Genomic DNA, 13,291 nt, shown 5'->3' on the forward strand with positions numbered 1-13,291 from the left:
TAGAACGTGTTTTGGTAGAACCTGTTCTAAGATGCGGCCATGACGATCGACGTCGCCGCCGGCGAGTCCCGCACCGCCGCCCTGTGCGCCCTGGCGCAGCAGACCAGAGACCTGATGGACGCGGTGATGGGCACTGGGGTCGAGGAGGACGAGCTGGTGGCCGTGGCCGCCGAGCTGACCGCCCTGACCGAACGGCTCGAAGCGACCGCCCGCGTGTCATCGCGGCCTTTCGACATCGCGGCGGACGGCACCGTACGCCACCTGGGCAACGCCGCCATCGGCGCCGCGAACCCGTTCGCTGTGCCGCTGGTCGTGGAGCGGTCGGCGAGTGGCGGGGTACGGGCGGAGGTGTCGTTCCGGCCGCTGCACGAGGGGCCGCCCGGCGCCGTGCACGGCGGGATCACCGCGATGGCCCTCGATCACCTGCTGGGGCAGGCGGTGGCCGTCGCCGGGTTGGCGGGCATGACGGGCACGCTGACGATTCGCTACCGGGCGCCCGTGCCGTACGGCCGGCCGGTGATCGTGACGGCGGAGCACACGCGTACGGAGGGGCGCAAGGCGTGGGCGGAGGCTCGCGTGGCGCTGCCGGACGGCACGCTGCTGGCCGAGGCGACAGGCATCTTCATCACCCCGACCGCCTGGCTGAACGGCCCCCCGATACCGACGGCCCCCGACGGCACCGGTCAGTAGCCGGCGCCGGTCAGCAGGCCGCCGTCCACCGTGAACTCGCTGCCCGTGCAGTAGCTGGACCGCTCCGAGGCCAGGAACGCCACCACGTGCGACACCTCCACCGGCTTGGCGAAGCGCTTGATGACCATGCTGCGGAGGAACGCGTCCGCGTCCACCTCGCTCATGATCTCGGGATCCATGGCCATCGAGGTGTTGATCGCCCCGGGATGTACCGAGTTGACGCGGATCTTGTAGCGGGCCAGCTCGCGGGCGGCCGACTTGGTGACCCCCCGGATGGCGAACTTCGAGGCCGCGTACGCCGACATCCCCTCGGCGCCGACGAAGCCCTCGATCGAGGAGATGTTCACGATCGAGCCGCGCCCGGCGGCTCGCATCGGGGCGATCGCGGACTTGACGCCGAGCCAGGTGCCCCTGAGGTTCACGTCGATCACGCGGTCGAACTCCTCGACCGTCATATCGCTGATACGCCGAAATTTCAGGATCCCGGCGTTGTTGACCAGGATGTCTAACCTGTCGTGCAGGTCGATGACGGTCGCGATCGCGCGGTCCCAGTCCTCCGGAGCGGTGACGTCGTGATGGACGAAGGTCGCGCCCGTCTCCTCGGCCAGCGCCTTGCCCTCTTCATCCAGTACGTCACCGAACACCACGCGCGCCCCCTCCGCCAGGAACAGCCGCACATGCGCCTCGCCCATGCCGCGCGCCCCACCGGTGATCAGTGCCACCTTGCCGTCAAGCAGTCCCATTGCGACCTCCCGCCGCGACGGCCACCGCGGCCGCCTCCATAGTTCGGTAGACGGGGATCCCGGCCGCCGCCACGATCGCCCTGACCTCGTCCTCGACACCGGGGGGCGCGCACTCGCCGTTCCTGGTGACCAGGGTGACCCTGGTCCCCGGGAGGGCGTCCTGTGCGGCCGCCAGCGCCCGCGCGTACTCGAACAGCGGCTCGGCCCGCGTCCCGTAGGTGAAGAAGCTCTGTACGTTCACGTGCGCCACCACATCCGGGTACGGCCGGTGCCGCACGATCGCCTCGACGGCCCGCCGGACCAGGTCCGGCCCGCTCCGAGGGCCGACGGGCACCTCCAGCGGATTGGCCAGCGAGGACCCGGCCCCAAGCCCGAGCCCGCGCAACTCCCCGAGCACCGAGTCCGGCAGCGGCCCCAGCGGCACCCCGGCCCGGTCGAAGGCGTCGGCGGCCAGCACACTCGCCCCACCACTCGGTCCGATCACCAGCGCCCCATCACGCGACTCTCCGCTCTGAGAGCCCTCGCCGCCGTCCGGATCTGCCGTCCTGGAGGGCGGACCCGCCGCCTGAGAGGCCGGATCCGCCGACCGGGCGCCGTGTGCCTGGAAGAAGGCGAGGACGCCGATCAGGTCGTCCTGGGAGGTCACCAGCGTCGCCCCGGTCTGGTCGGCGAGCGCCTGCCAGATCCGCCCGTCGCTCACCAGCCCGCCGGTGTGCGAGGCCGCGGCCCGCTGCCCCTGCGCGCTGCGCCCGCCGACCAGCAGCACCACGGGCACGGGAGCGGCCGCCAGCGCCTCGTACAGCGCCCGCCCGTCACGCGGGTCCTCCAGGTAGAGCCCGACGGCCCGCGTCTCGGAGTCAGCCGACAGCCAGCGGAGCAGCTCGGCCGGGGTGACGTCGGCCGCGTTCCCCACGGTGACCACCCGGCTGAAGGCCAGCCCGCGACGCTCACCGACCTTGATCACCTCTCCGGCCAGCCCGCCGCTCTGCGAGATCAGCGCGACCGTCCCCGCCGGGCCGAGCCCGCCGCCGACGAACGTCTGCCGCCCGCGCGGGCAGTACACGCCCATGCAGTTGGGGCCGAGCAGCCGCGTCCCCGCCGCCCGCGCCGCGGCGACGAGCTCCTGCTCCAGTTCCGGCCGTCCCGCCTCGCCGAAGCCGCCGCTCATGACCTGCACGTACGGCAAGCCGGACGCCTCACGTACGACCTGGGCACACCGCTCCGCGGGCACCGCCACCAGCGCGTAGTCCACGTCCGCCTCGGCCAGGGACGGCACGGCGGGCACGCCGCCCACCTCCCGCGCCTCGGGATGCACCGCGACCAAGGGGATGCCGGCGGCCTTGTAGAACTCGAGGAACATGTTCCCGAAGTTCGGCCGCGTGGTGGAGGCCCCGACCACGGCCACCGCCCTGGGCTCGAAGAGCGGCCCGAAGTCCGTGGGCTCGGAGCGCGGTGGGATGTTCGCAGGCTCGGAGTGCGGCCCAAGGTCCGCGGGCTCACCGAGCACGCCGTCCTGGCCGCCGTGCGAGGCGTGGCCCACCGGGAGATACCGCGCGTCCACCGCCACAACGCCCGACCCGGTGGCGATGACCGGATTGATCTCGAACTCGCCCAGTTCCAGCCGCTCCCACAGCCCGCCAGGCCCGCCGACCGTCATGAGCAGCTTCACCACCGCGTCCACGTCCACCCCCGGACGCCCGCGCAGCCCGTACAGCACCGGAGACCCGCGCAGCGAGCCCAGCATCCGCCGCGCGTCCCCCTCCGAGATCGGGCAGAGGCCCAGCGCCGTGTCCCGCAGCGTCTCGGTCCACACCCCGCCCAGCCCGGCGAGCAGCACCGGCCCGAAGCCCGGATCGCGGACCAGCCCGACGATCAGCTCCACCCCGCCGGGGGCCTGCTCTTCGACCAGAAACCCCTCGGCCGCCACGCCCGAGGCCAGCATCCTGGTGGCCTCGATCGGGACGTCGGCCCGGCTCAGCCCGAGCGTCACGGCCCCGGCCTCGGACTTGTGCACGATCTCGGGCCCGTACGCCTTCAGCACCAGCGGCTCGCGCAACTCCGCGACCGGGGCGAAGTCCATGTCGCGCACCACCACACCGCGCGGCACCGGCACCCCGGCCTCGCGCAGCAGTTCCTTGGCCTCGTGCTCGGCGACCACCGCTCAGCTCTCCAGCAGGTGGCCGTGCCGCTCCCTGATCTCCCTGCGTAAGAGTTTGCCGGGCCCGCCGGAGGCATCCTCGAAGTGCGGCAGCGCGTCGGCCACCAGGATGTGGTCCGGCCGCTGGTGCGGCGCTAGGATGTCGTCCAGAGTCCGCGCGAGCTTGGCCGCGTCGAGCGAGTGCCCGGCACGCGCCACCACGGCCAGCAGGATCCGCTGCTCGGCGGCGTCCTGCCCTTCCACGTGCGCGGGCACCCCGACCGCCCCGGCCTCCGCCACGCCGTCGAGCGCGGCCGCGGCCTCCTCGACCGCGACCGGCTGGGTCCAGACACCGCCCTTGAGAATCGCGTCCTCGCGCCGCCCGAGCACACGCAGCACGCCGTCGGAGGAGACGGAGCCGAGGTCGCCGCCGACGTACCACTCGCCGCGCAGCACCTCCGCGGTCTTGTCCGGCAGTCCGTCGTAGCCGGACATCCGGTGCGGCCCGGCCAGGTTGATCTCGCCGACCTCGTCCACCACGCGGCGGCCCGACGGGCCGGTCACCCGGACGGCGTTGCCGGTGCGCGCCCGGCCGGACGAGCCGAGCGGCGTGGAGCCGTCGTCCACCCGGCCCATGCAGGTGTAGGGGGCCTCGGTCTGGCCGTAGTAGGAGTAGACGCCCGCATCGGGCAGCCGGTCCTTGATCCGGCCGAGCATCGTGGCCGTCAGCGGCTCGCCGCCCAGCATGATCACCCGGATGGACGACAGGTCCACCGCCTCGTGCTCCGACGAGCCGAGCAGCGCCGCGTAGAACGACGGGATCTGCGACACGTGGGTGACCCGCTCGCGCGGCACGACGCGCAGGAAGTTCGCCGGGCCCCAGTCCTGCTCCAGCACCAGCCGCATCCCGGCGTACAGGGCGGGTCCGACGATGGCCGGGAAGCCGATGCCCCAGATGATCGCGCCCGTGCCGAACACCGCGTCGGGCCCGCGCGGCACGTCGAGCCAGATCTGCGCGGTCGCCAGCGACGAGGCGTGCGTGTGGACGACGGGCTTGGGCAGCCCGGTCGTCCCCGAGGTGTAGTAGAGCGCGAGCGGATCGTCGTGGAAGCCCCCGAGCGGCGGCTCCTCCTCCGAACCGGCCGAGAGGTCGGACGCGTTGATCCAGGTGGTGATGGCGGGCAGCGACGGCCTGATCTCCGCGACCACCTCCTCCACGGTCGAGTCGTACACGAACGCCGTGCACCCCGACTGCTCCACCACCGCGCGCAGCGTCTCGACCGGCCAGTACGGGTTCAGCGCCGCCGTCACCGCGCCGATCTTGGCCTGCGCCAAGTACACCTCCGCCACGTGCAGCGTCTCGTTCAGCAGCGCGGCCACCCGCCGCCCCGGGGTGACGCCCGCGGCGAGCAGCGCGTGCGCGCGCCGGTTGACGGTCCTGTTCAGCTCGTCATAGGTGAAGCTCCGCTCGCCGCAGTAGGTGAGCGCCACCCGGTCGGGGGTGCTCATCGCCGCGGCGGTCAGGATCGCGTGGCCATAGTTGCCGTACGGTGATCGCGCCATCGGGGTGCCTCCGTCGTCAGGGGGGTGAAGTGCCGTCAGAGGGGTGAGTAGAGGACGAAGACGTTTCCTGAGGGATCGCGCAGCACGGCCCGCGTCTCGTGCGGCCCGTCCTCGGGCTCGCGCACCACTTCGGCGCCGCGCGCCACCAGATCGGGTACGGCCTGCCGTACGCTGTCCACCTTGAAGGACGGCGCGGCCGAGGCGGTGACATGCTCGGCGGGGCCGGCCAGCGCCACGGTGACGCCACCGCCGTTCAGCGCGGCGAACCTGTCACCGTCACGGAACTTCACCGGCAGCCCGTAGAAGGCGATCGCCTCGTCCAGGTCGGCCACGGGTATGAGCACGTTGCCAACGATCACGCGGGCCTCCAATGCGGTAGGTCGTCCACGAACGTCACCCGCACCGGCATCCCGATGCGGACCTCCTCCGGTGCGCACTCCACGACCTGGCCGAACACGCGCGCGCCTTCGGGCAGGTCGACCCAGGCCAGCACGTACGGCTCGCGGCCCCGGTAGCCGGGCGCGAACGAGCGGTGCACCACGGTGTACGTGTGCACCACGCCCGCGCCGGAGACCGGCTCGAAGACGAGGTCGCCACCGCACCGGGGACAGTCGGCCTCGGGGAGGTGGACCCGCCGATCGCAGGCCGTACAGCGCTGGACGACCAGCTCGCCGCGCCTGCAGGCGGCCCAGTAGGCGGAGGTGTCACAGGTCATCGCTAGCCAAGCTAGCGCACGCTTGGTTGCGCGACAACCCTAGCCGGCGGGTTCCTCGGCGAGCGAGGCCACGGGCTCCTCCGAGGTCAGCGAATCGTTCGGCGAAACCGAATCAGCGTTCGGTGAGGCGAAGGCCGGGGCGTCGGCGGTGTGCGGCGGGTCGGAGGGCAGGGCGAAGGGCGGCTGGGACGGCGTCGGGGTGGCGTGCTCCTGGGTGGGAGTGGCCGACGTCGAGGGCGAGGTGCTGGGTGCCGGGCAGGGCGGCCCGTCCACGGTCACTTCGCTGACCTGCGGGCCGTTGGCCGCCGCCGGCTCGGTCAGCAGCAGGAGGCCGAAGTGCGCCTGCTTGCCGCAGCCGACGGCGCCCAGGTCGCGGGCCACGGCGTCGGTGTAGGAGGTCTGTCCGGTGAGCGTGCGGGTCTCCTGGTGCACCGTGCGGGCCTGGCCGTCGCCGTCGCGCCGCGTGTACGTGATGCGCAGCCGCACCGGTCCCCGCCCCTCGGCGGCCACGCGCACCGCGCCCGCCGAGCCGGTCCACTGGACGATGTCCGCCGACCGCACGGCCGGACTGGGCAGCGCCCGGGAGGGCTGCCGCGAGGCGGTGGGAGAGGGTAAGGGGGGAGAGGATGTGGCCGACGGTACGGGAACGGCCGTCGCCGTCCTGGCCGTGGGACGGCTGGTCGCCGAGGTCCGGCGGACCGGGGTCTTGTCGTCGACCGGGGTGGGTTCCAGCTGTTCGGACGTCTTCGGCTGCGGCATGAGCACGGTGCCCGCCGGGCCGGGGGCCAGCCGCCCGTCCGAGAGCACCACCGCGATCAGCACGGCGACGGCCGTCGCGCCCGCGATCCACAGGTGCGGCGGCAGCTTGGGCACGGTGATCCGCCGGCGGCGGACCGCCCCCAGGGTGGCGGTCGGCGTGTCGGTCCTGGCCAGGGGGAAGCGGAGCGCGAGCAGCGTGGCCAGCTCGCCGAGATGGCGGCGCCCGCGCTTCTCCCAGTCGGGCCCGTAGCCGGCGACCGCGTCCTCCTCCAGCTCCGCCGCGAACTGCCGGGCCGAGGCGTACCTGACCACCGGATCCTTGGCCAGCCCGCGCCGGAGCAGGTCGCGCAGCGAGTCGGGGGCGACCTCCAGCGGCACCGGCTCGACCAGGTGCTTGTCGCGCAGCGACGGGACGTCCTCCGCCTTGTACGGGGGGCGCCCCTTGACGGCCTCGAACAGCAGGCACGCCGCCGCGTAGAGGTCCGCGGGCGGCCCCGCGTCCCCCTGCGTCCACAGCTCGGGCGACATGTACGGCGGGGTGCCCGCCGGCACTCCCGGCTCCTCGGCGTGCACCACCACCCCGAAGTCGGTCAGCTTGCTCGTGCCGTCGGCCTGGACCAGCACGTTCTCCGGTTTGACGTCCCGGTGGGCCACGCCCTTGTCATGGGCCGCGGCCAGGGCCAGGAGCGTGCTCTTCAGCACCGCCAGCGCCGCCTCCGGGCTGGTCCTGCCGTGCTCGGCCAGGATCGTCCGCAGCGACACCCCGTCGACCAGCTCCATCACCACCGCGGCCCTGGTCGGGGTCTCCACGAACTCGTAGAGCTGGACCACGTTCGGGTCGTCGAGCTCGACGAGTGAGGGGGCGTCCGTCCGGAAGCGGTCCATGAACTCGGTGTCCCGGCGCAGGGTCGCGTTCAGGTATTTGATCGCGACGTAGGCTCCGGTGGCCTGGTAGGTGGCGAGGAACACGCGGCCCGTGTGCCCCGCGCCGAGCTGGCGTACTTCTCGGTAACCAGGGACCAAGGCGAACCCCCATAGCGCAGCCGTCTCTCGTTCGACGGTCTCATCCAGGGTTCCGGTTGTCACGACTCCAGATATTTCGCCAGATGTCAGGGGATTATGGCCCCGAGGCCCGGGTGATATGTTCGAAGCCAAGCAAGCGCTCGGCTAAGTGGAGGCTTCGCATGGATCGTACGGCCGTGCTGGTCATGGAGATGCAGCGGGGCGTCGTCGGCGATCTAACGAAATTTCCGGACCTGGTGGTCGCGTGCCAGCAGCGTGGCGTCGTACGCAACGCCGTCTCCGTACTCCAGGCGGCCAGGGCGGCCGGCCTCCCGGTGATCCACTGCACCGCCGCCTTCCGCGCCGACCGGGCCGGCTCCCACACCCACAACAGCCCGTTCATCACCGCCCTGCTCAAGGACCCCGGCCACATGCTGGAGGGCACACCGGCCGTGGAGGTGCTGCCCGAGCTGCTGGCCGACACGGATCTGGAGAGCCGGCGCCACCACGGGTTCTCCCCGTTCACGGGGACCTCGCTCGACATGACGCTGCGCTCGCTGGACGTCACGCACGTGGTGGCCGTCGGGCTCTCGCTCAACCTGGGCATCCCCGGGCTGGCCCTGGAGGCGGTGAACCTCGGCTACCGGGTCACCGTGGTGACCGACGCCGTCGCGGGCGTACCGGACGGCTACGCGCTGGCCGTACTGAAGCACACGATCCCCCTCCTGGCCGCCCGCACCACCGCGGCCGAGCTGGTCGAGGAGTGGAAGGCGGGCGGCGAGCGGTGATGGAGGGGATGCGGCTCGACGGGCGCGTGGCAGTCGTGACCGGCGGAGCGGGCGCGATCGGCGCGGCGATCGCCACGGACCTCGCCGCGCTGGGCGCCCGGGTGGTGGTCGCCGACGTGGACCTGCCGGGAGCCGAGAGGGTGGCCGCGGGGCTGCCGGGGGCCACTGCCCTGGCCGTCGACCTCGCCTCGCCCTCCTCCATCGAGCGGTTCTGTGACGCGGCCGGGCCGGTCGACATCCTCGTGCACAACGCCGGGGTGTCGATCGTGGAGCCGTTCATCGCCGGCGACCCGGCGAACTGGGATCTCATGTGGCAGGTCAACCTGCGCGGCCCGATGCTGATGACCAAGCTGATGCTGCCGGGCATGATCGAGCGGGAGTGGGGGCGGCTGGTGTTCATCTCGTCGGACGGCGCCAGGGCGGGCTCCGGCGGCGAGGGCGCCTACGCGGCCACCAAGGCGGGGCTGTTCGGCCTGGCCAAGACGCTCGCCCGCGAGGCGGCCAGGGCGCACGTCACCGCCAACGTGGTCTGCCCTGGACCCACCGACACGCCGATGCTCCGGCGCGTCTCGGCGGCCGAGCCAGGACTGGTCGACAAGATCGTCAGGACCGTCCCGCTCCGCCGCCTGGGCACGCCCGCCGACGTGGCGGGCCTGGTCGCCTACCTGTGTACGGAACGCGCCGCCTACATCACCGGCCAGACGCTGTCGGTCAGCGGCGGCGTGACGATGCAGTGACGACGCGACGCATGACGCGAAGCACGACCCCGATGAGGCCGACGCGATCACAGGGATCGGTAGACGGCCTCCATGAGGCGGATCGCCCGCTGGTTGCCGGCGAAGACGTCGGCCATCTTGTTCATGACATATCCGGCGGCCACGCCGTACTTGGGGTCGGCCAGGCCGATGGACCCGCCCACGCCGGTGTGCCCGAACGCGGTCACGGACGGCACGAAGAACGACATGGCGGGCCGCATGAAGCCGAGCCCGAACGCGCTCTCCAGCAGCAGGACCTGGTCGGGCCCCGACGCCCGGGGCCGGATGGCGTCCGCCAGCGTCTCCGGACGCAGCAGGTCGCCGGCGAGCAGCGAGCGGTAGAACGCCGCCAGGGACCTGGCCGTCGTGACGAGACCCACGGCGGGCCACCCGGCGCGCAGCATCACGGGGTTGTTGGCCCCGCCCTGAAGGTCCTGGATGCGCGGGTTGCCCATGGTGCGGTTCATCAGGCTGTTCGGGTCCCCGGCGGCCAGGGCGATCGCGGCGATCGGATCCTTCGGCGGCCCGATGGGCACGCGGGGCAGGACACCGGGGGCGCGGCGGGCCGGCCCGCTTCCGGCCCCGGCCGAGGGCATGCTCCCGCTCCCGCTCTCATTCCCGGCCGTGGGCAGGCTCCGGCCGCTCTCGCTGCCGGGCGGCGGCTCCGCGGTCAGCCGGGCGGCCCTGGCGATCACGTCGTCGGGCGCCCCCACCCACAGGTCGAGACCGAGCGGTCCGGAGATCTCCGCCGCCACCAGCTCACCCACCGACTTGCCCGTCACCCGGCGTACGACCTCGCCCACGAGGAACCCGTACGTCAGGGCGTGATACCCGTGCGCCGACCCGGGCCGCCAGATCGGCCGCTGCCCGGCCAGGCGCGCCGCGATCGCGGGCTGGTCCTCGAACTCCGCCACCGGCACCCGCTCGTCCAGCGCGGGCAGCCCCGCCTGATGACTGAGCAGGTGCTCGACGGTGACGCGCTGCTTGGCCCGCACCCCGAACTCCGGCCAGACCTCCGCCACCGGCGCGGTCACGTCCACCAGCCCCCGTTCGGCCAGCTGGAGCAGCACGGTCGCGGTGATCGCCTTGGTGCACGAGTAGGCGAAGACGGGGGTGTCCTCCTCCCACGGCCGTTCGGTGCGGCGGTCGGCCACGCCGTCCCACAGGTCCACGACCAGTTCGCCGTCGAGGTAGACGGCGAACGCGGCCCCCAGCTCGAGGCCGTCGGCGAAATGGCGTTCGAACGCCTCGCGCACGCGGGAGAACCGGGGATCGCAGTGCATCAAGACCTCCGACAGGAAGGGAGCACGTACTTGGCAGCCGAGCCTAACAATTGGGGACGTTTCGGCCCAGAGGACCAGCGGGGCACGCTCAATCTGCTCACTGGCAACTTGGTACTGGCCGGATTGGCCACCGCGCGGACCGGCCAGGTTCTCAGCCTGTCCATGCCGATCAGGGGTGCCACCTCCTCGCCCGCGCCCGGCACCGTGCCCCATCTGAAGGGCCGCCCGCTGCCGCAGCACTTCATGTCGGTAGACGGCGGCGACTACGCGGCCGGCGCCCGGCCGGTGGGCGCGGGGCTGCGGGTGGCCGACGACGCGCTGATCGTCACCCACCACGGCACGACCACGCACATGGACGCGCTCTGCCACATGTGGTCGGGCGACGAGCTCTACAACGGCCACCCCGCCGCGCGCGTACGCTCCTACGGCGCCACCCGGTGCGGCATCGAGCAGGTGGGCGGGGTCGTCGCCAGGGGAGTCCTGTTCGACGTGCCCCGCCACCTCGGGCTCGACCACCTGCCCGCCGACTTCCGTATCCCGGCGGAGCTGCTGGCGGAGATCGCCGTGCCGCGCGCGGGTGACGTCGCGGTGATCCGTACCGGCTGGCCCGCCGTGTGGCAGCGGTCGCGGGAGGAGTACTGGTCGGGACAGCCGGGACTGTCGGCCGAGGCGGGGCGCTGGCTGGCCGAGCGGGACGTCTCGGTGGTGGCCGCCGACAACGCCGCGATCGGCGGGCTGAACGCCCACCAGCTCGCCGACGAGGCGCTCGACGACGATCTCCACCTCATCCTGCTCCACCGCCATGGCATCCACCTGATCGAGCTGCTCTGGCTGGAGGAGCTGAGCGCGGCGGGCCGTACGGAGTTCGTGTTCGTCGCGGCCCCGCTCAGGATCGAGGGCGGGACCGGGAGCCCGCTCAACCCACTGGCGATCCTCTGAGCCCGGTCACCACGTGACAGGCAGGGACTCCACGCCGTAGACCGCCGCGCGCTCCTTCAGCGGCACTTCGGAGGCGGGCACGGCCAGCCGCAGGCCGGGGAAGCGTTCGAAAAGCCTGCGGAAGCCGATCCGCATCTCGATCCTGGCCAGCTGCTGCCCCAGGCACTGGTGCACGCCGTGCCCGAAGGCCAGGTGCCGCCGCGCCTCGGCCCGGTCGAGCCGCAGCTCGCCCGGATCGGCGAACCGGCTCGGGTCCCGGTTGATCGCCGGCAGCGACAACGCGACCGTCTCACCCTTCCTGACCAGCTCGCCCGCCACCTCCACGTCCTCCAGCGCGGCACGCGTCGGTGCGCCCACGTGCAGGATCGACAGCCAGCGCATCAACTCCTCGACCGCCCCCTCAGCCGCGTCCGCGCTCTCGCCGCTGAACACGGCCCGCTGCTCCGGGTGCTGCAGCAGCGCGAAGACGCCCAGGCCCAGCATGTTCGCGGTGGTCTCGTGGCCGGCGACGAGCAGGATGAACGCGATGTTCGTCAGCTCCTCGTCGTCGAGGTCGCCGGTCAGGCCGCTGATCAGGTCGTCGCCCGGTTCGACGCGCTTGCGTCGTACCAGCTCGCCCAGATAGCCGGCGAGCGCCGCCACCTCCGGCACGCCCTCCTCGTCGATCGCGACCAGCCGCGCGGTCTGCTCCTGGAAGAAGTCGTGGTCCTCGTACGGCACGCCGAGCAGCTCGCAGATGACCAGGGACGGGATCGGCAGCGCGTACGCCCGCACCAGGTCCACGGGCGGCCCCGCCGCGGCCATGGCGTCGAGGTGGTCGGCGGTGATCTGTTCGATCCGCGGTTCGAGCAACCGCATCCTGCGGACCGTGAACTGGCCGGTGAGCAGGCGGCGGTAGCGGGTGTGCTCGGGCGGGTCGGTCGTCGCGAACATGCCGGGCGGAGCGGGCCGGTCCTGACCGAACGGCGAGGTCATGCGTATCGGATTGTGCTTGAGCTCCTGGCGGGTGCTGAAGCGAGGGTCGCTCAGCACGACCCGCGCGGCCTCGTAGCCCGTCGCGAGCCAGCCCGCGTGCCCGTCGGGGTAGTCCAGACGCGCCATCGGCGGCAGCTTCCCCAGCTCGGGAGGTGGGTCGAAGGGGCAGCCGGGCGTTCTCTCCATGGGAAGTCGCATATTTTGAGAGTAGACTCCGATTTGATAGTTGTATAGCAAATTTTGGGATCTTGTGAGTGGACGGCTCCGGGCCGCAACCCCGACAATCGGAGACATGAGCGATCGACCGGCCCAGGGACTGCGCGAGCGGAAGAAGGCCAAGACGCGGGCGCTGATCCAGAAGGAGGCGCTGCGGCTGTTCCGCGAGCAGGGTTACACCGAGACCACGGTCGAGCAGATCGCCGAGGCGGCGGAGGTCGCGCCCAGCACGGTGTTCCGCTATTTCGCCTCGAAGGAGGATCTGGTATTCAACGACCACTTCCCGCTCTTCGCCGAGGCGCTGATCGCGGCTCCGGCCGATCTGAACCCGATACGCGCGATCCGCGTCGCCCTGCGGGAGATGACGGCGGCCCAGACGGCCGAGGAGCTCGCCGAAGGGGTGGAACGGGAGAAGCTCATGTTCACGGTGCCCGAGCTGTGGACGGCGAGTCTGACGAACGTCTCCGGGACGCTCAGGTCCATGCAGGAGATCCTGGCCAGGCGGGCGGGGCGGGACGTGTCCGATCCGGAGATCCGCAACATCACGGGGGCGATCACCGGTGTGATGTTCGCGGTCTGGTTCGACTGGGTGAAGGATCCCGGGATGGACGGGCCCGCCGAGATGGACAAGGCCCTCGCCCATCTGGAGGACGGCCTGCGCCTGTGAGCCGCCAGACGCGAGCCCTCCCGCGTCTGTGAAGCCGCCAGGTGCGGGCTCTCCTGCGC

General features: G+C 72.2%; 13 protein-coding genes. 5 read left to right on the forward strand and 8 right to left on the reverse strand.

The features are described 5' to 3' along the window. Positions 1 to 39: 39 nt before the first annotated feature. Positions 40 to 690 (forward strand): PaaI family thioesterase, encoded by a 651-nt coding sequence (locus tag LDL49_RS39245; RefSeq protein WP_225299252.1) that lies wholly within the window; start codon positions 40 to 42, stop codon positions 688 to 690. Here the strand turns inward: LDL49_RS39245 and LDL49_RS39250 are convergent. Genes LDL49_RS39250 through LDL49_RS39275 form a run of 6 tightly spaced genes read right to left on the reverse strand, consistent with a single transcriptional unit; the run spans position 684 to position 7,693 of the window. After that, the gene (locus LDL49_RS39250) at positions 684 to 1,433 is read right to left on the reverse strand and encodes a glucose 1-dehydrogenase (protein ID WP_225299254.1); all 750 of its coding nucleotides are present in this window, start codon (positions 1,431 to 1,433) and stop codon (positions 684 to 686) included. The two genes, LDL49_RS39245 and LDL49_RS39250, sit on opposite strands and share 7 nt — an antisense overlap. Then, complete coding sequence (locus tag LDL49_RS39255) at positions 1,420 to 3,591, reverse strand: acetate--CoA ligase family protein (protein WP_225299256.1); 2,172 nt, start codon at positions 3,589 to 3,591, stop codon at positions 1,420 to 1,422. The genes LDL49_RS39250 and LDL49_RS39255 overlap by 14 nt, the downstream gene beginning before the upstream one ends. A gap of 3 nt (positions 3,592 to 3,594) precedes the next feature. Continuing rightward, a complete protein-coding gene (locus LDL49_RS39260; RefSeq protein WP_225299258.1) occupies positions 3,595 to 5,133 on the reverse strand; it encodes a class I adenylate-forming enzyme family protein in 1,539 nt (512 codons plus the stop codon). 35 nt (positions 5,134 to 5,168) lie between these two features. After that, complete coding sequence (locus LDL49_RS39265) at positions 5,169 to 5,492, reverse strand: VOC family protein (protein WP_225299260.1); 324 nt, start codon at positions 5,490 to 5,492, stop codon at positions 5,169 to 5,171. Further along, positions 5,489 to 5,848, reverse strand: coding sequence for a Zn-ribbon domain-containing OB-fold protein (locus LDL49_RS39270; RefSeq protein WP_225299262.1), 360 nt, complete (start codon positions 5,846 to 5,848; stop codon positions 5,489 to 5,491). Before LDL49_RS39270 ends, LDL49_RS39265 begins: the two co-directional genes overlap by 4 nt. A gap of 39 nt (positions 5,849 to 5,887) precedes the next feature. Beyond that, a complete protein-coding gene (locus tag LDL49_RS39275) occupies positions 5,888 to 7,693 on the reverse strand; it encodes a serine/threonine-protein kinase (RefSeq protein WP_225299264.1) in 1,806 nt (601 codons plus the stop codon). 98 nt (positions 7,694 to 7,791) lie between these two features. Here LDL49_RS39275 and LDL49_RS39280 point away from each other — a divergent pair, with 98 nt between their 5' ends. Then, positions 7,792 to 8,397 (forward strand): cysteine hydrolase family protein, encoded by a 606-nt coding sequence (locus LDL49_RS39280; RefSeq protein ID WP_225299266.1) that lies wholly within the window; start codon positions 7,792 to 7,794, stop codon positions 8,395 to 8,397. Beyond that, complete coding sequence (locus LDL49_RS39285; protein ID WP_225299477.1) at positions 8,397 to 9,134, forward strand: SDR family NAD(P)-dependent oxidoreductase; 738 nt, start codon at positions 8,397 to 8,399, stop codon at positions 9,132 to 9,134. Before LDL49_RS39280 ends, LDL49_RS39285 begins: the two co-directional genes overlap by 1 nt. 47 nt (positions 9,135 to 9,181) lie before the next feature. Here the strand turns inward: LDL49_RS39285 and LDL49_RS39290 are convergent, their stop codons facing one another. Next, positions 9,182 to 10,435 carry a serine hydrolase domain-containing protein gene (locus LDL49_RS39290; protein ID WP_225299267.1) on the reverse strand — a complete coding sequence of 418 codons (1,254 nt, stop codon included), beginning with the start codon at positions 10,433 to 10,435 and terminating at the stop codon, positions 9,182 to 9,184. 30 nt (positions 10,436 to 10,465) lie between these two features. Here LDL49_RS39290 and LDL49_RS39295 point away from each other — a divergent pair, with 30 nt between their 5' ends. Continuing rightward, complete coding sequence (locus tag LDL49_RS39295) at positions 10,466 to 11,374, forward strand: cyclase family protein (protein WP_225299269.1); 909 nt, start codon at positions 10,466 to 10,468, stop codon at positions 11,372 to 11,374. A gap of 6 nt (positions 11,375 to 11,380) precedes the next feature. Here the strand turns inward: LDL49_RS39295 and LDL49_RS39300 are convergent, their stop codons facing one another. After that, positions 11,381 to 12,535 (reverse strand): cytochrome P450, encoded by a 1,155-nt coding sequence (locus LDL49_RS39300; protein ID WP_225299271.1) that lies wholly within the window; start codon positions 12,533 to 12,535, stop codon positions 11,381 to 11,383. A gap of 106 nt (positions 12,536 to 12,641) precedes the next feature. On the opposite strand from LDL49_RS39300, the gene LDL49_RS39305 reads away from it, so the two are divergent. Next, positions 12,642 to 13,232, forward strand: a complete 591-nt coding sequence (locus LDL49_RS39305; RefSeq protein ID WP_225299273.1) for a TetR/AcrR family transcriptional regulator — start codon at positions 12,642 to 12,644, stop codon at positions 13,230 to 13,232. Positions 13,233 to 13,291 lie beyond the last annotated feature (59 nt).

The sequence above is a fragment of the Nonomuraea aurantiaca genome, assembly GCF_020215705.1.
Classification (GTDB): Bacteria; Actinomycetota; Actinomycetes; order Streptosporangiales; family Streptosporangiaceae; genus Nonomuraea; species Nonomuraea aurantiaca.

Bases quoted from the DNA above. Each gene is read 5' to 3' on its own strand.
- LDL49_RS39260 (WP_225299258.1), bottom strand. From the start codon at position 5,133: ATGGCGCGATCACCGTACGGCAACTATGGCCACGCGATCCTGACCGCC.
- LDL49_RS39270 (WP_225299262.1), bottom strand. From the start codon at position 5,848: ATGACCTGTGACACCTCCGCCTACTGGGCCGCCTGCAGGCGCGGCGAG.
- LDL49_RS39300 (WP_225299271.1), bottom strand. From the start codon at position 12,535: ATGGAGAGAACGCCCGGCTGCCCCTTCGACCCACCTCCCGAGCTGGGG.
- LDL49_RS39280 (WP_225299266.1), top strand. From the start codon at position 7,792: ATGGATCGTACGGCCGTGCTGGTCATGGAGATGCAGCGGGGCGTCGTC.
- LDL49_RS39250 (WP_225299254.1), bottom strand. From the start codon at position 1,433: ATGGGACTGCTTGACGGCAAGGTGGCACTGATCACCGGTGGGGCGCGC.
- LDL49_RS39290 (WP_225299267.1), bottom strand. From the start codon at position 10,435: ATGCACTGCGATCCCCGGTTCTCCCGCGTGCGCGAGGCGTTCGAACGC.
- LDL49_RS39285 (WP_225299477.1), top strand. From the start codon at position 8,397: ATGGAGGGGATGCGGCTCGACGGGCGCGTGGCAGTCGTGACCGGCGGA.
- LDL49_RS39305 (WP_225299273.1), top strand. From the start codon at position 12,642: ATGAGCGATCGACCGGCCCAGGGACTGCGCGAGCGGAAGAAGGCCAAG.
- LDL49_RS39245 (WP_225299252.1), top strand. From the start codon at position 40: ATGACGATCGACGTCGCCGCCGGCGAGTCCCGCACCGCCGCCCTGTGC.